Source organism: Streptomyces sp. NPDC102514 (genome assembly GCF_055584525.1).
In genome coordinates this window covers 176,754-195,698 of sequence record NZ_JBVJLW010000001.1, presented here as the reverse complement: position 1 = coordinate 195,698, position 18,945 = coordinate 176,754, and the positions used below count along the sequence as shown (strand labels likewise).

Sequence of the window (18,945 nt, the reverse complement as noted above, 5' to 3'; positions counted from 1 at the left end):
CTGATGGCGGACACGGCTGTACGCACACGTGGGCGCGCGCGACATCCGGCGCCCGCCGGGAAGAGCGGGGAGAGGAGAGCGGGGCGGCTGTCCCGCAACGCCGTCCACCATCCGTGGTGGTTCGCCCTCCCCGCGATCGCCGTCTTCACGGCCTTCTTCCTGGTGCCGAACCTGCTCAACTTCTACTACCCGTTCACCGATTGGTCCTCGTACCACCCGGACATCGCCTTCACGGGCCTCGACAACTTCAGGACCATCGCCGACGACGGCTCCCTGCTGCGGGCGATCCGCACGACCCTCCTGTACGCCGTCCTGGCCGCGCTCTTCCAGAACGGCTTCGGGCTGGCCCTTGCGCTGCTGCTGGAGGCGGACAGCCGCTTCAACCGGTTCTTCCGGGCCGTCTTCTTCCTGCCCGTGCTGATCTCGGCGCTCGCGACCGGCTATGTCTTCCAGGCCCTGCTGGACCAGGACGGCGCGGTCAACGGCGTCCTCGGCACCGACATCCCCTGGCTGGGCTCGACGACCTGGACGCTCGTCCTGGTCACCGTCATCCACGGCTGGAAGTGGATGGGCCTGTCCATGCTGATCTATCTGGCCGGACTCAAGGGCATCCCCGGCGAGATGCTGGAAGCGGCGAAGTGTGACGGCGCCGGGCCGTGGCGGACCTTCCGGTCGGTCCGCTGGCCGATGCTGGCACCCGCCGTCACCTTCAACGTCACCACGGCGCTGATCGGCTCGATGAACACCTTCGACATCGTGCAGGCCACCACGGGCGGCGGCCCGGCCGCCTCCACCGAGGTCTTCAACATCTACATGTTCCGGATCTTCGGACAGGGCCTCTACGCCCAGGCCTCCGCGATGAGTCTCGTCCTCTTCCTGGTCGTGGTCGCCGTCGCGATCCCGCTCGTCGTCGGACTGCGCCGAAGGGAGCAACTGCTGTGAGCACCGGGGTGGTTCATGCCGTCAGGCGTCCGTCCGCCACGCGTCCCGTGTGGCGCTACGGCCGTCCCGCGCTCGTCCTGCTGCTCGCCGCCCTCGCCGTCGGCGTACCGCTGTGGCTGGTCGCCGTCACCTCCGCCAAGCCGCAGGCCGAGGCCGTCCGGCCGAACCTGGACCTGCCCCGGCAGTGGCAGCCCGCGGCCAACTACGAAGACGCCGTCGGCCAGGGCGAGATGCTGCGTGGTTTCCTCAACTCCCTTCTGGTCGTGGTGCCTTCGGTCGTCCTCGTGCTGGTTCTCGGCGCCGGCGCGGCCTGGGTCTTCGCGCGCCGCGAGTCCAAGCTGGTGTCGGCTGCGTACGCGCTGTGCATCAGCGGGCTGCTGCTGCCGCCCGCCGTCATCACCGTCGTGATGGAGCTGCGGCAGCTCGGTCTCGCGGGCACCCGGCCCGGCATGATCGCCGTCTACACCGGGATGTACCTCTCCACGTCGATCTTCTTCATGACCGGCTTCATCCGGGCCGTCCCGCCGGAGCTGGAGGAGGCCGCGCGGATGGACGGCGCGAAGCCGCTGCGGATCTTCCTGCGGATCGTGCTGCCGCTGCTCAGACCGGTCATCGCCACCGCCACGATCATGGTGACGCTCTACGCCTGGAGCGACATCTTCTACGCCTTCTTCGTCCTCGGCGGCGGAGAGCGGGCGCCCCTGCCGCTCAACCTCTACAAGGTCGCCAGCGCGCAGCTCTACCTCAACAACTGGCATCTCGTCTTCGCGTACGTCGTGGTGATGAGCCTGCCCATGGTCGCCATCTTCCTGGTGGCGCAGCGAAGCATCGTGTCCGGAATCACCAGTGGAGCCGTCAAATGACCGGAGGTCCGACCGCGTGATCACCCCCACCCGCACCCCCTCCCCCACTCCCCTTCGTACGAGATCCCGCAGCGGGTCCCGCACCCGGATCGCCCTGCTCACCGCCGTACTTGGAGTCAGCACCATGGCAGGCACCCTTCCCGCGTCGGGGGCCACGGCCGCCGCCGCGCCGCAGCGCGTCACCGTCGATCTGACCGCCTCCGAGGGCCCGGTGATGCGCGGCGCCAACGGCACGCTGTACGGGCTCAGCGACGACGGCGTGCCCAGTGACGCCGCGCTGGCACCCCTGAAGATCACCAGCATCTCGCAGAAGCCGGAGGGCGGCGCCCAGCATCCCAACGGGGACGCGCTCACGGTCTCCAGGTCGTTCTTCCGCAACGGCGGCGGCGAGATCAACGTGATGATGCAGGACATCTATGCCAAGTGGCCGTACGAGGATCTCGGCATCGACGACTATCTGCCCAAGGTCGACAAGATCGTGAAGGAGGTGGCGGCGGACCCCAACAGCGAGCGGTTCGTCTACATCCCCTTCAACGAACCCGACCAGATCTGGTACAACCTCGGCACCTCCGACCAGGCCCAGTACGAGACCAACCGCGACCGGTTCTTCAAGGACTGGAAGACGGTGTACCGGCGAATACGCGCGGTCGACCCCGATGCGAGGATCGCCGGACCGAACGAATCCGCGTACCACACACGCCTGTTGACCGACTTCCTCGCCTTCGCGAAACGGGAGAACGTGCTCCCCCAGGTCATGACCTGGCACGAGCTGGGTTCCGGCTCCCTCCGGGACTTCCAGGGGCACTACGACACCTACCGCTCCGTCGAACGCGGCCTCGGCATCGCACCGCTGAAGATCAATATCGACGAGTACGCCAACCGCCGCGACCTGTCGGTGCCCGGGCAACTCGCCCAGTGGGTATCGATGTTCGAACGGAACAAGGTGTACGCCAACCAGGCCTACTGGGACGCGGCCGGCAACCTCGACGGCAACGTGGTGCGCTCGAACATCCCCAACGGCGGCTGGTGGTTCTTCCGTTGGTACGCGGGACTCACCGGCGACACCGTCAAGGTGACCCCTCCGCAGGCCAACACGATCGACACCCTTCAGGGCCTGGCCTCGTACGACACGACGAGGCGTCAGGCGCAGGTCCTGCTCGGCGGTTCCGCCGGTGACTCCGACGTCGTGGTCCGGAACGTCTCGCGGTCCGTCTTCGGCGGCACGGTCACCGCGACCGTCGCCGAGGCCGCCTGGTCCGGTTACGAGGGCCGGCACGCGGCGCCGCGCGTGCTCGCACGGACGAAGGTCCAGGTGGCGGCCGACGGCTCGGTGACCGTCCCGCTGCGCGGCCTGCACAAGATGTCCGCCTACCGGATCGTCCTGACGCCGGGCGGCTCGGACACCCCGTCCACCCCCGTCGTCCCGTGGACCGGCTCGTACGAGGCCGAGGACGCGGCCATCACCGGCGGTCAGGTGTACACCCAGGGCACGGTCGGCAACGCCAACGGTTACGCGGCTTCCGGGACGAAGGACGTCGGTTCGCTCAACACGGCCACCAGCAAGGTCGACTTCACGGTGACGGTCCCGAAGGCGGGGACGTACGACCTGGCGATCCTGTACGGCAACCAGTCCGGGACACCGGCCACGCAGAAACTGTCGGTCGACGGCCGGGACCCGGTCACGGTCAGCTATCCCTCCACCGAGAACTGGACCTACCGCGCCAAGAAGGACCTGACCGTCGAGCTGTCCGCCGGCACCCATGTCCTGACCCTGGCCAAGGGCGACGCCGAGGTCACCCTCGACCGCGTCGACCTGACCGCCCGTACCGCCGCCGAGCCGTCCGCCTCGTACGAGGCCACGCTGGCGGACCTCGGCGGGAAGCCGTCCTTCGACTACTCCTCCTCCGCCGGTGTCGGCACGGGCGCCCTGATCCTGCGCGCGGGCGACCAGGCCGTCTTCGACGTCTACGCACCCCGCGACGGGTACTACACGGTGGTCCCGCAGGCCTCGGCGGCGGTCCGGCTCGACCTGCACGGGGAGACGGTGACGGCTGCGCCCGGACAGCCACTGCGGCTGTATCTCGTGGCGGGCAACAACCGCGTCCGGGCCACGGCCCACCAGGCCGCCGTCCGCTCGCTCGACGTCTCCGGGGCCGGTTCGACGATCGGCACGCTCTCCTACGAGGGTGCCTCGGCGACCCTGGCGGGCGGGGCCAGGCTCGTCGACTCCGCGTACGCCTCCGCCGGTTCGTACATCGGCGACCTCGGCAACAGCGCGTCCAGCACCGCCGAGTTCACCGTGGACGCCCCGAAGGCCGGCCGCCATGTCCTGGTCGTCCACTACGCGCACAACGACCGGCGCGACAACGGCCACGCCTACAACACGGACATCATGTCCCGTACGGCCGACATCACGGTGGGCACCGCCGCTCCCGTCAGAGCCACCTTCAAGAACACCTGGGGATGGCACGACTACTGGACGCTGAGCATCCCCGTGGACCTGAGGAAGGGCTCCAACAAGGTGACCTTCGCGAACGCGAGCGCCTGGGCACCGGACATCGACCGGATCGAACTGGGCCGCGTCGTCGGCTGAGCGCTCCGCGTGTGGCTCCACCGGGAGGCCGGCTCCTTGGGCGCGGGTGCGTCGTGGCTTGTCACACCGTTACCCGCGCCCCTTCAGGGCACCCTCGGGGCTGTCCTGCCGGGGGCCGGCGTAAGAGACCTGCGAAGCAAGGTTTCAGGTGAGGTCGGAGCGTTAAGGTTCGCAATATGAACGCACGGCTGGATCTTCTCGGCACGGTGGCCCCCGGTGCCACGGAAAGCGAGGTCTTCCGGCTGGCGCTCCAGCACGCGATGGGAGAGCTGGGCGCGCTGGGTGGGGCGATCCACCTGCGCGGGCCCATGTCCGCCCTGCGGCTGGTGTCGGCGGTCGGCCTGCCGTCCGCCCTCACCCGTTCATGGGAGATCGTCGACCAGGAGGGGCCGTCCGCCCCGGCCCTGGCACTCCACCAGGGCAACGGCGTGTGGGTCCCAAGGGGCTCCGGCGACGCCTTCCGGACCGGGTCCGGTCTCGCCGCCCTGCCGGTGTCCAGCGAGAACCGCCGCATCGGCGCGCTCACCCTGCTGACGGGCGACCGGGGCGAACCCACCCCCGAGCAGTGGGACTTCCTGCGGGCCGTCGTCGGCTGGGCCGAGGAGCGCATCCTCCAGGCGCCGATGCCGTCCGGGCCCGTCCACACCGAGCTGCACGGGGAACGTCTGCGGCAGGCGCTCAAGGAGGTCAGCGTCGGTTCGTGGGACTGGGACATCCGTACCGGCGAGCTGATCTGGGACGAGGCGGCCCTGGAGCTGTACGGCACCAGGCCCGCCGACTTCACCGGGCGGATCGAGAACTGGATGCGGATCGTCCACCCCGACGACCTGCCTTTCACGCTCGCGGCGGCGCAGCGGGCGATCCGCGACCACACCGTGTTCGAGGCCGAGTACCGGGTACGGCGGCTGGACGGCTCGTACGGCTGGACCCGGGCCCGTGGCCGGGCCACGTACGACGACGGGGGCGAGGCCCTGCGGATGATCGGCGTGGGCTGGGAGAGCAACGAGTCCCGCACCGCCCGTGACGCCCTCAGCCGGGCCCTGCGCCATATGAGCGACGGCTTCCTGTCCGTGGACGAGCGGTGGCGGATCACCTTCGCCAACCTGGAGGCCGAACGCACCCTGGGCTTCTCCGAGGAGGAGCTGTTCGGGCGCGTCCTGTGGGACCTCCCCTCCGCCCGGCGGATCCCCGGCCTTGAGGCGCGCTGCCGGGAGGCCGCGGCCCAGGAGACGCCCGTCGGCTTCGACGTCCGCACGCCCGACACCGGGACCCTCTACCACCTGCGGCTGGTCCCGGGACCCGACGGCCGCACCCTCTACTTCACCGACGTGACCGACAAACGGCGCCAGGCCGAGGAACGCCGGTCGGCCGAGCTCGCCACGGCCGAACGGGCGGCCCGGATCGCTGAGCTGACCACGGATCTCGCCAAGGCGACGACCACCCAGGACGTGGTGGAGGCGGTCGCCCGGCGCGTGCTGCCGCCGTTCGCCGCCACCGGGCTGCTGATGCAGGTCGTCGAGGGCGACCGGCTCCACCACGTCGGATCCGTCGGCTACCCGGACGAGTTCCTGGCCCAGCTGGACAGCCGCCCCCGCGGCCCCGGCGACCCGGCCTGGGAGCCGATCATGTCCGGCACCCCGCTGTTCCTGTCCTCCGCGGCGGAGTTCGCCGCGCACTCGCCGACCCGCGTCGACATGCCCACCCGGGCCGGCAAACAGGCCTGGGCGTTCCTGCCGCTGGCCGCGTCCGGGCACACGTTCGGCGTATGCGTCATCTCCTTCGACCGGCCGCGCCTGCTCACCGACGAGGAACGCACCCTGCTGACCACGATCAGCGCCCTCGTCGCCCAGGCCCTGGAACGGGCGCGGCTGTACGACGCCGAACACGCCCGGTCCCGCGAACTCCAGCGCAGCCTGCTCCCCCAGGGGCTGCCCGAACTGGCCGCGTGCACGGCCGCCGCCCGCTATCTCCCCGCGGGCCAGGGCATGGACGTGGGCGGCGACTGGTACGACATCATCCCGCTCTCCGGCGGCCAGGTCGCCCTCGTCGTCGGCGACGTCATGGGCCACGGCCTGCCCGAGGCCGCCACCATGGGCCGGCTGCGCACCGCCGTGCACACCCTGGCCGACCTCGAACTGCCCCCCGACGAGATCATGAGCCACCTGAACGACATCGTCGGCGGCATGAACGAGGAGTCGTACGCCACCTGTCTGTACGCGCTCTACGACTCCACCACCCGGACCTGTTCCATCGCCCGTGCGGGCCATCCGCCGCCGGCCCTGGTGCACCCCGACGGCAGCGTCCACTTCCCGGAGCCGGCCGCCGATCCGCCGCTGGGCGCGGCGAAGCCGCCGTTCGAGACGGTCGAGATCACGGTGCCCGAGGGCAGTCTGCTGGTGCTCTACACCGACGGCCTGGTCGAGTCGGCGAAGCGGGACATCGACGCGGGGATGGCCGACCTGGCGCGGCTCCTGCACACCACCCACGAGGACGGCACCGACGCGGATCTGGAGCGCCTCTGCGACACGCTGACGGCCGGTCTGCTGCCGGCCGACCAGCAGGCGGCCGACGACGCGGCGTTCCTCGTCGCCCGTCTGCACGCGCTGCCCGAGGACAGGATGGCGGCCTGGCCGCTCCCCAAGGACCCGAAGGCGGCCGGCCAGGCCCGCCGCCATGTCCGCGGACAACTGGCCGACTGGGGCCTGGACGACCTCGTACCGGCCACGGAACTCCTGGTCAGCGAGCTGGTGGGCAATGTCGTCCGCCACGCCAAGGGACCCGTGCGGCTACGGCTGTTGTACGGCGCCGAGCTGATCTGCGAGGTCTTCGACGGCAGCCTGACCATGCCGCGGATCCGCCGCGCTTCCGAGAGCGACGAGGGAGGGCGCGGACTGCAGCTGGTCACGGCGCTCTCCGAGCGCTGGGGGGTGCGGTACACGCGGACGGGCAAGTGCATCTGGACCGAGCAGGGGCTGCTCGGCCCGGACGGCGACGCGGACCCGGCGCCCGACGCCCAGGGCCTGACGTTCGACCCGGACCTGTTCGTGGACGATCTGGACGCCCTGCTGTCCGGGGATTCCGGCACCTCCGCCGGGGGCACGGGCCCGTAGCGGCACGGGGGCTCTGCCGCGGGTTCCGCTGTCGGGGTTTCCTATCGGCCGATCTTCTCGCGCGTGACGGGATCCGAAGCCAGTTCCCAGACCGCGGGCAGCTCCCGTTCCCTGTTCTCCGCGCGGGCCTGCTCGGTGCCGTACAGCAGGCCCCAGGTGAAGCCGGCCTCGCCCGCGGTCTGGGCGGTGACGGCGAGGTCCCTGAGAGCAACCCGGGCCACCACGCTGTCCTGATGGTCGCCGAGGACCTTCTGCACCGCCTTGACCCGCTTACCCAGGCTCTTCGCCGGTTTCCCCAGGGCCGGACGGGCCACCTCCGTCGCGTAGCGGACCTTCTTGGCCGCCTTGCGGGCCTCGTGGAGGGCCACATCGCGTTCGGGGCCGGGCGACAGCTCCAGGGCGTCGGTCATGCGCGCGTCCAGTCGCCCGTACTCCTTGAGGACGGCCTTGGCCATGACCTGCTCGGCGTCCTTGGCGGCCTTGGCCCGCAGCGGCGGGTGCTCCAGCAGCACGGCGAGGGAGTCGAGCAGGTCGAGGTAGCGTCGCGAGCCCAGCGCGTCGAGGCTGCGCAGATGGGACTCCGTGCTGTCGACGACGTTCCACACCCGCAGCCGTGCTCCGACGGGGCCGAGGACCAGTTCCTCCGGCAGGGCCTCGATCTCGCCGCTGAGCCGCTCCATCAGTACTTCCTGGTCGCGTTCGGCGCCCAGTTCGCCGGCCAGCCACTTCAGTTCGCCGCGGACCACGTCGGTGACGTCGCGGTCGAGGACGGACCGGTAGGACCGCAGACAGCTGCGCAGACGACGGCAGGCGACCCGCATCCTGTGCACCGAGTCGGGCCTGTTGCGTCGCACGGCCGGGTCGAGGGCGGTCAGGGCGCGGATCTGCTCCCGCACGTACGCGAGGACCTGGGCGCCCGCAGAATCGTCGTCCGGGCCGGCGGACCCGTGGGGTGCGGCGGCTGCTTCGGCCGTGGTGGTCACGGTCTCGTCCAGGGCCCGGACCAGCTTGGACGGGGAGTGCGCCCGCGCGATCCCCTTCTTGCGCAGCTTCTTCTCCACGGCGTCGAGGAGGGCGGGGTCGGCGTCCTCGGCCAGCTCGACCTCCAGCTCGTTCCACGCCGCATGCCTGCCGTCGGCGCGCAGGGACTCCGCGCGGACCGAGTCGACGCACAGCTCGGCACGCGTCGTGCCGTCGGCGTCAACGAGGTGGCGTACCTCGCGTGTTGAGCGGATACGGACCACCGGGGTCAGCTCCGCCCCGCGGGTGCGGGACCTGGTCAGGTCGAGCAGGGCGTCCGGGACGGTGTCGGTGAGGGCCGAGCGGATCTCCTCGCGGCTGTCGCCCGACAGCGGCAGCTTGAGATGCCAACCGGCGTCGGTGCCACCGGTCCTGCGGCGCAGCACGGCCGAGGAACCGGACAGGCGGAGATCGTCGGTGTCGTAGTAGACCGCGTCCAACTCCTCGGGGCTGCGGTCGACGACGGCCGCGACCCCGTCCACACGCTCCAACTCGGGCAGCCAGGAGGTGTCCGCGGGTGAAGGAACCTCGTACTTTCGTTCTGTCTCTCGCATCGACTGGACCATGTAGTACCGGTAGACACAATCCGCCGAACGAAACACGACTCGGGACAAGCCACCCCGTATTCAGCCGGTCCGGTGCATGTCGTCGGCGAACGCCAGCGCCTCCGCGTGCCCGAACAGCCCGGGGAGCCCGCCGGTGTGGAGGAAGACGGTCCGGTCACCCGGAACGATCTCGCCGCGCCGGGCCGCCGCGACGAGTCCCGCCATCGCACGCCCGGTGTACGTGGGGTCGAGGACGACTCCCTCCAGTCGGGCGCTCAGTGTCATCGCCTCCTCGACGCTCCTGCCGAGGCTCGCGTAGCCGGCGCCGATGTGACCGCGGTCGATGCGCAGATCGTCGGCGCGGACGTCCGGGGCGTGCGGGACGGCGAACGACTCGACCCGCAGGCGGGCGTCGTCCACGGCTCCCACGTCGACGCCGAGGGTGCGCTCCACGCCCAGGCTCGCGACGAGGCCGGCCATCGTGGCCCCGGACCCCAGGGCGACGACGGCGGTCCGCAGACCGGGGACCTGGGACATCAACTCCTCGCCGCAGCGCACGTAACCGCGGGCCGACAGCGCGCTCGAACCGCCGAACGGGAGCAGCGCCGGGCGTGCCCCCTCCGAACGCAGCCGGTCGCAGACCCGCGAGGCGGCGTCCGCCAGCGCCTCCTGTCCCGTCACCCCGCTGAACACGATCTCGGCACCGAGGAACGCGTCCAGTACGAGATTGCCGGAGCGGGCCGTCCCCCGTTCGCCCGGGAACACCAGCACGGCGCGCAGACCGAGGCGGGCGGCGGCAGCGGCGGTGAGCCGGGCGTGGTTGCTCTGCGGAGCACCGGTGGTGACGAGCGTGTCGGCGCCGTTCGCGAGCGCTTCGGCGACCGTCCATTCCAGCTTGCGGATCTTGTTGCCGCCGCCACCGAGTCCCGTGAGGTCGTCCCTCTTGATGAACAGGTCGTCCCGCCCGAGACCGAGTGCGGCCGCCAGCCTGGGCATCGGCTCGACCGGGGTGGGCCAGGTGCCGAGCGAGAGCGGGGTGATCGGTTCGGACATGCCGGCGGCTCCGTGATGTCGATAGGTGTTGATACGTCGATAGGTGTTGATACAGGGAGAGTTCTACGGTCGGGGGCGGTCCGTCGGGGCGGTCCGTCAGCCCCACACCAGTCTGATGAGCGCCGTGGCGGCCATGCCGGCGAGGATCGCGAGCAGCATCGGTGCCCGTGACAGCCGTGCGACCACCACCGTGGCGAGTCCGAGGAGCAGCGGTCCGTCCAGCGCCGTCCACCGCGGGCCCGCCACGTCGACGACGAGGAGTCCGGCGAGCAGCACCGGCGCGAGCAGCGCGATGACACCGCGCGCCGCCGCGGGCAACTGCCGGTCGCCGAGGACCGCGGGCCCCGCCGCCTTGAACGCGAAACTGATCAGCGCGACGCAGATGATGGCCGACCACAGATGCCACTGGTTCACGATCCGCCCGCCTCCTTCGTGTCGCGAGAGCCGTGCGAGTCGCGAGTGCCGCGCGTATCCCTCGCATCCCGCGTGTCCCGCGGTACGAGGCCCTTGCGCAACCCGAGCAGGGCCGCCGCGCTCGCCCCCAGCAGCGCGAGACCGGCCGGTACCCAGATGACCAGCACGGCGGCGAGGCACGCGCCCAGCGCCGCTGCCCCGCGTGCCGCCTGTGACCCCCTTAGCTCGTCGAGCAGGAGCAGCAGGAAGAAGGCCGGGAAGACGAGATCGAGGCCGAGCGACTCCACCAGGCTCTCCGGTGGGGCCATGACGACGCCCAGGGCGGTGCCCGCCACCCATGCGGGCCACTGCACGGCGGTGGCGCCGAACAGTTTCCAGCGGTCGAAGCGGCCACCGCCCAGATGGGCGGCCACCCAGGAGCCGTCCACGACGGCCTGGCCCTCCAGTGCCCGGCGGATGCGGCCACCGCGCAGGTCCTTGGCCACGGCCACGCCCATCGGGATGAAGCGGCCGTTGATCAGCGCCGCCGCCGCGATGGCCGTCGGCACTCCACCGCCGCCCGCCAGCGCGGTGGCGAGGGCGAACTGGGCGGACCCGGAGAACACGACGAGGGAGCAGACGATGGGGGCGAGGACTCCCCAGCCCTCCGTGCGGGCGAACGCTCCGAAGGTGACGGCCAGGACGAAAGCGGCCGCGGCCAGGCCCGTACCGACCTTGATGCCCGCGACGAAACCCTCCCGACGGGAGTCACCGGCCGTCCCCTGGACCGACGCCGTCGCTGTCGGCGCCGGTTCGGAGCCCTTGGCTTGCGGAGGTGACCGGTCCATATCACGAGGCTAACAGTCATCAGCATCTATGGGTATTAGAATGCGTGGCATGGAAACGACCGCGTCGGCACTGATCGGCGGTCACGTGGTGCTGGACTTCGCCAACACGATCGCGTGGCGGCTCGACGAACGGCGTACGGCCGACCACGTGTCCGATCCCGCGGCGCTCCTCACCTGGGCGGGCGCGAGCGGCCTGCTGACCGCCGACCGGGTCGACGCGCTCCTGGCCGCCGCCGCGGAGGACCCGGACTCCGCCGCGGACGCGCTGCGGGCGGCTCGGCGGTTGAGGACGGCTCTGCACCGACTGCTCGACTCCGCGGTGGACGACCGCCCGCCCCGCCGTGAGGACCTGGCCGTGGTGCGCGGCTTCTTCCTGGACGCCTGGCAGCGGGCGGAGTTCACGTCGGCCCTGCCCCTGCGCCCCGAGCTGGACGTCACGGGCCCGATGGACGCCGTACGGCTACTGACGCTGGAGGCCACGGAGCTGCTGTCCGGGCCGCCGGCCCCGATCCGGCGGTGCCAGGGGCCGGGCTGCGGGTGGTTCTTCCTCGACCGCAGCCGCAGTCACACCCGGCGGTGGTGCCGGTCCGGCGACTGCGGCAACCGTGAGCGGGTGCGGCGGCACTACGAACGCTCGCGCGGCTCCCGGGGCTGAAGGCCCACCGCCCGGCCGTCGTCGTCCCACCGGATCTCCAGGACGCGCTCGACGGCGTCCCGGTTCACGGGACCGAACAGATGGGGGAACAGGACGTCCCCGCCGACGCCGGGCGGCGGGGTGGGGTCCGCCGCTTCGAACTCCAGCCGTGCCGTGAGCCGGGCCTCGTCGAGGACCAGCGCGAGCAGCGGCCTGGGCGAGGCCCGGTAGAAGGCGTTCACGACGGCCAGCGCGGTCTCCTCGTCGGGAGCGCAGTGGATGAAACCGTCCCGGGCAAGGGAAGCGGGCGCGTACGGGGCCTCGGGGCGGGCGCTCCACTCACCGAGCGGCACTACGTGATAGATCATGATCCGGTTATACAACAGCGGAAATCCGCAGACCTAAATTTGCTTAATCCGTAGCCGGGGAGCCCGCGGATTGGTCTGAAAAAGAAGTGCGCCGGATCGGGTGATCGACCAATCCGCGCAGCATTCAGGACCGGATTCCCCACGTGACGGACGACAAGAAGCAAACGCGAATTACCCGCAGGCTGGTGCGGCCGGCGCTCGGTGCGCTCAGCGGCCTGCTGGCGGGTTTCGCCGCGCTCGCCGTCGCCGAACTGGTGGCCGCGGGGGTGCGCCCGCAGGCCGGTCCCGTCATCGCGGTCGGTGGTGCGGCGATCGACCGCACTCCCACGCCCGTGAAGGACTGGGCGATCCGGAATTTCGGCACCAACGACAAACTGGTCCTGCAGCTCGGGATTCTTGCCGCACTGGTGCTGTTCGCGATCGCACTGGGTGTATTCGCTCTGCGGTACCGGCGGACCGGTGCCGCCGGAGTTCTGCTTTTCGGTGTGGTCGGGGCGGCGGCGGCGCTCAGCCGGCCCGACTCGACCGGCATCACCGACGCGCTGCCCTCCGTGGTGGGCGCGGTGGTCGCGGCGGCGCTGCTGTACTTCCTGATCGGCAGGCTCCAGATCCGGGGCCGGGCGCCCGACGAGACCGGATCGGCGCGGGACGACTCGTCCCGTGACGACGGCTGGGACCGCCGGGGCTTCGTGATCCTGGCGACCGCTGCCGCCGCCGCGTCGGCCGGTACCGGACTGCTGGGCCGCGCCCTGAGCGGTTCCAAGAGCCGCGAAGCGGCGGCCTCACGGGCGGACGTCGTACTGCCCGCCCCGGCCTCCCGCGCGGACGCGATTCCCAAGGGCGCGCAGCTGCGGATCCGTGACGTGAGTCCTTTCACCACCCCGAACAAGGACTTCTACCGTGTGGACACCGCACTCGTGGTGCCCAAGGTGGACGCGACCACCTGGAAGCTGCGGATCCACGGCAAGGGGGTCACCCGACCGGTCACCCTCACCTTCGACGACCTGCTGCGGCGCGAACTGATCGAGCGCGACATCACGCTCACCTGCGTGTCGAACGAGGTCGGCGGCCCGTACGTGGGCAACGCCCGCTGGATCGGCGTACGGCTCGCCGACCTGCTGGCCGAGTGCGGGGTGAAACCGCCCTCCAAGGGTGGCCGTGCCGACCAGCTGGTGTCCCGTTCCGTCGACGGCATGACGATCGGCAGCCCGGTCGAGGACGTCATGGACGGCCGCGACGCACTCCTCGCGGTCGGGATGAACGGGGAACCGCTCCCCTTCGCCCACGGCTTCCCGGTCCGGATGCTGGTGCCCGGCCTGTTCGGTTACGTCTCGGCCTGCAAGTGGATCAAGGACATCGAACTCACCTCGTTCGACGACTACGACGCCTACTGGGTCAAGCGGGACTGGGCGCGGCAGGCACCCATCAAGACCCAGTCCCGGATCGACACCCCCAAGCCGTTCGCCCGCCCCAAGGCCGGTTCGGTCATGGTCGCGGGGGTCGCCTGGGCACAGCACCGCGGCATCGACAAGGTCGAGGTCCGGGTCGACGACGGCCCCTGGCAGGAGGCCCGGCTCGCCGCCGAGGACTCCCGCGACACCTGGCGTCAGTGGTCCTACGACTGGCCGGCCACCGAGGGCGGTCACACCCTCACCGTCCGGGCCACGGACCGCACCGGCACGGTGCAGACCGAGAAGCGCACAGGAACCGTCCCCGACGGCGCGAGCGGCCGGCACTCGGTCGTGGTGACCGTCGAGTGACACCCAGAGCCAACTCCCCCCGTCCCCCCGCCCCTAGCCACATTTCCCACCCCCGAATGAACGCAGCCACGGCTGTGTCAACTCATAGGAGAAACACCATGAACACTCGCATCAGCCGTATCGCCGTGATCGTGGCCGCGGCCACCGTTCTCCCGCTGTCCCTCAGCGCCTGCTCCGACAGCGGCAGCGACTCCGCCAAGTCGGACTCCTCCAGCAAGGCGTCGGCCGCCGCCACCGAGTCCGACGACAGCATGGCCGGTTCGGGCGACACCGCTTCGAAGGACGAGCCGTTCGGTCCGGGCTGTGCCACGGTCCCGAAGAGCGGTTCCGGTTCGTTCGACGGCATGGCCCAGGACCCGGTCGCCACGGCCGCCTCCAACAACCCGGCCCTGTCCACCCTGGTGACGGCCGTGAAGAAGGCCGGTCTGGTCGACACCCTCAACAACGCCAAGGACATCACGGTGTTCGCGCCGACCAACGACGCCTTCGCGAAGATCCCGAAGGCCGACCTGGACAAGGTCCTCGCCGACAAGGCCATGCTGACGAAGATCCTCACGTACCACGTCGTGGGTCAGAAGCTCGCTCCGAAGGACCTGGAGAACGGCTCCTTCCCGACGCTGGAGAAGTCGAAGCTGACGACCTCCGGTTCGGGCGAGTCCTACAAGGTGAACGACTCCGCGAAGGTCGTCTGCGGCAACGTGAAGACCGCCAACGCCAACGTCTACATCATCGACACGGTCCTGATGCCCACCAGCTGACGGACCTTCCCAGCCGGCCGCCCTTTGGGGACGGCGGCCGGCCGCCGGGCTCTCCCGTGACGGGGAGGAGACAGGGGTGGGGGGGGCCGGAGGGGGGCGCCCCCCCCCCCCCGGGGCGGGGGGCGTGGGGGGGGGCCGGGGGCGGGGGGGGGGGGGGGCGGGGGGGGGGGGGGGCGCCCCCCCGCGCCCCCCCCACCCCTGCCCGGTGTCCGTTGTGATGACCGACGTGCCGCCCGGTGTGATGACCCTTCCGGTGGATCCGGCACCCGCGGGTACTCTGCCTGCATGACGCAGGAGCGGTCTCCGGAATCCGGGCCACGCGACGCCGCCACGGCCGCGTCGCCCGGCGCGGAGATCACCACGACGGACTGCCGCCAGTGCGGTGCCAAGGTGAGCGGCCTCAACAACCGCTACGCGTGCTCGTACTGCGGCTGGGTCAACCACTGGGCCGAGGGCTCCAACGTCCTGCCGTCGGCCGAGGACGACCCGGATCATCCCGGCCGCTGAGCCCGTACGGGCAAGGCGCACTTCCCGTGTGCCGCACGGTCTATCGTGGGGCGTATGCACGCTCCCGAGCTGATCCGCATCGTCTCCCGCGACTCGCCCATGGCCCTGGCGCAGGTGGCGCGCGTACGGGCCGAACTGGCCGCGCTCCACCCCGGAACGCGTACCGAGGTCGTCCCCGTGAAGACGACCGGCGACAAGTGGATGGGCGACCTCTCCCAGGTCGAGGGCAAGGGGGCGTTCACCAAGGAGGTCGACGCCGCGCTCCTCGCGGGCGAGGCCGATCTGGCGGTGCACTGCGTCAAGGACGTACCCGCCGACCGCCCGCTTCCGGCGGGCACGATGTTCGCCGCGTTCCTCAAGCGGGACGACATCCGGGACGCGCTGATCCACCCGGGCGGGCTCACCCTCGACGAACTCCCGCCCGGCACACGGATCGGGACCTCCTCCGTACGCCGTGTCGCGCAGCTCGCCGCCTCCCGTCCGCACCTGCAGTGCGTGCCGTTCCGGGGCAACGCGAACCGGCGCCTGGCGAAGCTCGCCGCCGGTGAGGCGGACGCGCTGCTGCTCGCGGTCTCGGGCCTTGAGCGCATCGAACGCACCGATGTGATCACCGAGATCCTCTCCCCCGAGACGATGATGCCGCCGATCGGCGCGGGCATCCTGGCCCTCCAGTGCAGGAAGGACGACACCACGGTCATCGACGCCGTCAGTGCGCTCGGCGACCCGGCCACCCATCGCGAGGCCACCGCCGAACGCATGTTCCTGCACGTCCTCCAGGGCCACTGCAACTCGCCGATCGCCGGTTTCGCAACGGCGGAGCCGCGCGGTGAACTGTCCCTGCGCGCCTGCGTGTTCACCCCGGACGGCAAGACCCAACTCAACGCCCACGAATGGGCCGGCCGCCTGGACCCCGCCACCCTGGGCACCTCAGTGGCAGTAGCCCTCCTACGCCAGGGCGCCCGAGACCTGATCGACACGATCCCCCACTGACAAGCGGGGGCAGCCGACCGGCCAGGGGCGCGGGGAACGGCGCAATCTTGTGGCTTTCAGCATTTAGGGGCGCGGGGAACTGCGCGCTCAGCCCCCACCGACCCGCACCCGACAACACCCCCGCCGGAGGCACCCCCTCCCTGTAGGGCTCGACCATTTGCCTAAACCTTTTAGGTAAATGCATAATCGAGCCCTACAAACGGGAGGACCCCCATGGCCCGCGCAGGCCTGACGACAAAGCGCCTGATCCAAGCAGGCGCAGACCTCGCAGACGAAGCCGGCTTCGACCAGGTCACAGTCTCCGCCCTGGCCAGAAGATTCGACGTAAAGGTGGCCAGCCTCTACTCGCACCTGAAGAACTCCCAGGACCTCAAGACCGGCATCGCCCTGCTCGCCCTGGAAGAGCTCGCAGACCGAGGCGCCACCGCCCTGGCCGGACGCGCCGGCAAGGACGCCCTGATCGCCCTGGCGGACGTCTACCGCGACTACGCGAGAGAGCATCCCGGCCGCTACGCCGCCGCCCAGCTCAAGCTCACCCCCGAGGCCGCCGCCGCCAGCGCCGGAGGCAGGCACGCGCAGATGACCCGGGCCATCCTGCGCGGTTACGACCTCACGGAACCGGACCAGACCCACGCGGTCCGCCTCCTGGGCAGTGTCTTCCACGGTTACGTCAGCCTGGAGCTGAGCGGCGGATTCAGCCACAGCGCCCCGGACTCCCAGGAGACCTGGACCAGGATCCTCGACGCCCTCGACGCACTCCTGCGGAACTGGCCCGCCCAGTAGGCAGTCCCGCCCGGCAAGCCCCCCCGAATCGACAAGGTCGAAGCCATGCGCAGCGAGAACACCTCAGCCACCCCGACCGACAGCACACCTGACGGCTCAGCCGACTGGATCACCACGCCCATCACCGCGGACCTCCTCCGAGGCGCCCTCGACCTGGAACGCACCGAGCACGGCGTGCTGCCGCACCGGCTGCCCGCCTGGGTCCGCGCCCAGTACGCCGACGGCCAGCTGGCCATGGCCGAGTCCCAGCCCTCGGGCGTACGGCTGGCCTTCCGCACCCGGGCCACCACCGTCGAACTGGACACGCTGCCCACCAAGCGCGTCTACACGGGCGCCCCGCCCCGCCCGGACGGCGTGTACGAACTGCTCGTCGACGGGGTCCTGGCCGACCGGGGCAGTGTGCGGGACGGCAACACCCTGACCGTCGACATGACCACGGGCAGCGCCGAACTGCGGACCGGCCCGGTGGGCACCGTCCGCTTCACCGACCTGCCCAAGGGCAACAGCGGCGACGCCAAGGACATCGAGATCTGGCTGCCGCACAACGAGACCACCGAGCTGGTCGCCCTGCGCACCGACGCCCCGGTCGAGCCCGCGACCGACCGGGGACGCAGGGTGTGGCTGCACCACGGCAGCTCCATCAGCCACGGTTCCGACGCCGCCGGGCCGACCTCGATCTGGCCGGCCCTCGCCGCCTCCCTCGGCGGTGTGGAGCTGATCAACTTGGGCCTCGGCGGCAGCGCGATGCTCGACCCGTTCACCGCCCGCACGCTCCGGGACACCCCCGCCGACCTGATCAGCGTCAAGATCGGCATCAACGTGGTCAACGCCGACGCGATGCGCATGCGGGCGTTCACCCCGGCCGTGCACGGTTTCCTCGACACGATCCGCGAAGGCCACCCGGACACACCGCTGTTGGTCGTCTCGCCGATCCTGTGCCCCATCCACGAGGACACTCCCGGTCCGAGCGCCCCGGACCTGGCCCACATGAGTGAGGGCCTGTTGAAGTTCGTGGCCATGGGTGATCCGGCGGAGACGGCGGCCGGGAAACTGACGCTGCGCGTCATCCGGGACGAGCTGGCCAGGATCGTGGCCCAGCGGTCGAAGGAGGACCCGAACCTCCACCACCTGGACGGGCTCCGCCTCTACGGCGAGGCCGACTTCGCCGAACTGCCGCTGCCCGACGCGCTCCACCCGGACGCGGCCACCCATCGCCGTATCGGCGAACGCTTCGCGGCAGAGGTCTTCACCGCCGAAGGCGCCTTCGCGCCGCACGAGGCCTGACACCCGGCAACGGCCGTCGCCGAGACCTCAGCGGTCCTCGCCCGCGCGGTCACCCCACAGATGCTCGTCCCCCGCGTCGGCACCGGCCGGGCGGAAGCAGGCGGTCACGACCTTGCCGTGCCGCTGGCAGCGCATCTCCCACTCGTCGGCGAGCATCCGTACGATCCCCACCCCTCGGCCGGACACGTCACCGGACTCCGGGTCCCGCTGTCGCGGCAGCGTCGGGTCCTCGTCGTGGACGCTCACATGGAGGCAGTCGCCGTCCCAGGTGAGTACCAGATGCGCGTCGCTGCGCGCGTGGATGTGGGCGTTGGTGAGCAGTTCGGAGACGGTCAGCACGACGGCGTCCACCGTGTCCGGCTCGTCCGCGGTCCACTGCAGGGACTCCAGATGCTCCCGCGTCCACTCCCGTCCGGCGCGCACACCGCCCGACACCGGAAACGAATGCGCCCAGCCCATCGCCTTGACCCCCACCGAATCACTCCTGTTCCCGC

At 70.9% G+C, this 18,945-nt stretch carries 17 protein-coding genes; 11 read left to right on the top strand and 6 right to left on the bottom strand.

The genetic code is table 11. The annotated features are described in order from the left end of the window. Positions 1 to 3 precede the first annotated feature (3 nt). From ACZ60E_RS00895 to ACZ60E_RS00880, 4 genes are all read left to right on the top strand, one after another. Positions 4 to 942, top strand: a complete 939-nt coding sequence (locus ACZ60E_RS00895) for a carbohydrate ABC transporter permease (RefSeq protein WP_453792118.1) — start codon at positions 4 to 6, stop codon at positions 940 to 942. After that, positions 939 to 1,805: a carbohydrate ABC transporter permease gene (locus ACZ60E_RS00890; RefSeq protein WP_469436682.1), complete on the top strand. Its 867-nt coding sequence runs from the start codon at positions 939 to 941 to the stop codon at positions 1,803 to 1,805. The genes ACZ60E_RS00895 and ACZ60E_RS00890 overlap by 4 nt, the downstream gene beginning before the upstream one ends. Positions 1,806 to 1,929: 124 nt before the next feature. Continuing rightward, the gene (locus ACZ60E_RS00885) at positions 1,930 to 4,398 is read left to right on the top strand and encodes a CBM35 domain-containing protein (protein ID WP_469436679.1); all 2,469 of its coding nucleotides are present in this window, start codon (positions 1,930 to 1,932) and stop codon (positions 4,396 to 4,398) included. A gap of 176 nt (positions 4,399 to 4,574) precedes the next feature. Beyond that, a complete protein-coding gene (locus tag ACZ60E_RS00880) occupies positions 4,575 to 7,508 on the top strand; it encodes a SpoIIE family protein phosphatase (protein ID WP_469436677.1) in 2,934 nt (977 codons plus the stop codon). A gap of 41 nt (positions 7,509 to 7,549) precedes the next feature. Here the strand turns inward: ACZ60E_RS00880 and ACZ60E_RS00875 are convergent, their stop codons facing one another. From ACZ60E_RS00875 to ACZ60E_RS00860, 4 genes are all read right to left on the bottom strand, one after another. Continuing rightward, positions 7,550 to 9,094 carry a CYTH and CHAD domain-containing protein gene (locus ACZ60E_RS00875; protein ID WP_469436675.1) on the bottom strand — a complete coding sequence of 515 codons (1,545 nt, stop codon included), beginning with the start codon at positions 9,092 to 9,094 and terminating at the stop codon, positions 7,550 to 7,552. Positions 9,095 to 9,154: 60 nt separating this feature from the next. Then, positions 9,155 to 10,126: a pyridoxal-phosphate dependent enzyme gene (locus ACZ60E_RS00870; protein WP_469436672.1), complete on the bottom strand. Its 972-nt coding sequence runs from the start codon at positions 10,124 to 10,126 to the stop codon at positions 9,155 to 9,157. Between the two features lie 96 nt (positions 10,127 to 10,222). Next, positions 10,223 to 10,540 (bottom strand): AzlD domain-containing protein, encoded by a 318-nt coding sequence (locus ACZ60E_RS00865; protein WP_469436669.1) that lies wholly within the window; start codon positions 10,538 to 10,540, stop codon positions 10,223 to 10,225. After that, the gene (locus tag ACZ60E_RS00860) at positions 10,537 to 11,367 is read right to left on the bottom strand and encodes an AzlC family ABC transporter permease (RefSeq protein WP_469436666.1); all 831 of its coding nucleotides are present in this window, start codon (positions 11,365 to 11,367) and stop codon (positions 10,537 to 10,539) included. The genes ACZ60E_RS00865 and ACZ60E_RS00860 overlap by 4 nt, the downstream gene beginning before the upstream one ends. Positions 11,368 to 11,416: 49 nt before the next feature. On the opposite strand from ACZ60E_RS00860, the gene ACZ60E_RS00855 reads away from it, so the two are divergent. Next, positions 11,417 to 12,022 (top strand): CGNR zinc finger domain-containing protein, encoded by a 606-nt coding sequence (locus tag ACZ60E_RS00855; RefSeq protein WP_469436664.1) that lies wholly within the window; start codon positions 11,417 to 11,419, stop codon positions 12,020 to 12,022. On the opposite strand, the gene ACZ60E_RS00850 is transcribed toward ACZ60E_RS00855, so the two are convergent. Continuing rightward, positions 11,992 to 12,369, bottom strand: a complete 378-nt coding sequence (locus ACZ60E_RS00850; RefSeq protein ID WP_469436661.1) for a DUF952 domain-containing protein — start codon at positions 12,367 to 12,369, stop codon at positions 11,992 to 11,994. The two genes, ACZ60E_RS00855 and ACZ60E_RS00850, sit on opposite strands and share 31 nt — an antisense overlap. A 143-nt stretch (positions 12,370 to 12,512) precedes the next feature. On the opposite strand from ACZ60E_RS00850, the gene ACZ60E_RS00845 reads away from it, so the two are divergent. From ACZ60E_RS00845 to ACZ60E_RS00820, 6 genes are all read left to right on the top strand, one after another. Further along, positions 12,513 to 14,129 carry a sulfite oxidase gene (locus ACZ60E_RS00845; protein ID WP_469436659.1) on the top strand — a complete coding sequence of 539 codons (1,617 nt, stop codon included), beginning with the start codon at positions 12,513 to 12,515 and terminating at the stop codon, positions 14,127 to 14,129. Between the two features lie 98 nt (positions 14,130 to 14,227). After that, entirely contained in the window at positions 14,228 to 14,887 is a 660-nt protein-coding gene (locus tag ACZ60E_RS00840; RefSeq protein WP_384802814.1) for a fasciclin domain-containing protein, read from the top strand. Positions 14,888 to 15,172: 285 nt separating this feature from the next. Continuing rightward, on the top strand, positions 15,173 to 15,394 hold the full coding sequence (locus ACZ60E_RS00835) for a hypothetical protein (protein ID WP_384802817.1): 222 nt from the start codon (positions 15,173 to 15,175) through the stop codon (positions 15,392 to 15,394). A gap of 54 nt (positions 15,395 to 15,448) precedes the next feature. Beyond that, positions 15,449 to 16,384, top strand: coding sequence for a hydroxymethylbilane synthase (gene hemC / locus ACZ60E_RS00830; protein WP_469436653.1), 936 nt, complete (start codon positions 15,449 to 15,451; stop codon positions 16,382 to 16,384). A 213-nt stretch (positions 16,385 to 16,597) separates the two neighbouring features. Then, the gene (locus ACZ60E_RS00825; RefSeq protein ID WP_469436650.1) at positions 16,598 to 17,167 is read left to right on the top strand and encodes a TetR/AcrR family transcriptional regulator; all 570 of its coding nucleotides are present in this window, start codon (positions 16,598 to 16,600) and stop codon (positions 17,165 to 17,167) included. A gap of 45 nt (positions 17,168 to 17,212) precedes the next feature. Continuing rightward, complete coding sequence (locus ACZ60E_RS00820) at positions 17,213 to 18,451, top strand: GDSL-type esterase/lipase family protein (RefSeq protein WP_469436648.1); 1,239 nt, start codon at positions 17,213 to 17,215, stop codon at positions 18,449 to 18,451. A gap of 27 nt (positions 18,452 to 18,478) precedes the next feature. On the opposite strand, the gene ACZ60E_RS00815 is transcribed toward ACZ60E_RS00820, so the two are convergent. After that, a complete protein-coding gene (locus ACZ60E_RS00815; RefSeq protein WP_469436645.1) occupies positions 18,479 to 18,925 on the bottom strand; it encodes an ATP-binding protein in 447 nt (148 codons plus the stop codon). Between the last annotated feature and the right edge of the window lie 20 nt (positions 18,926 to 18,945).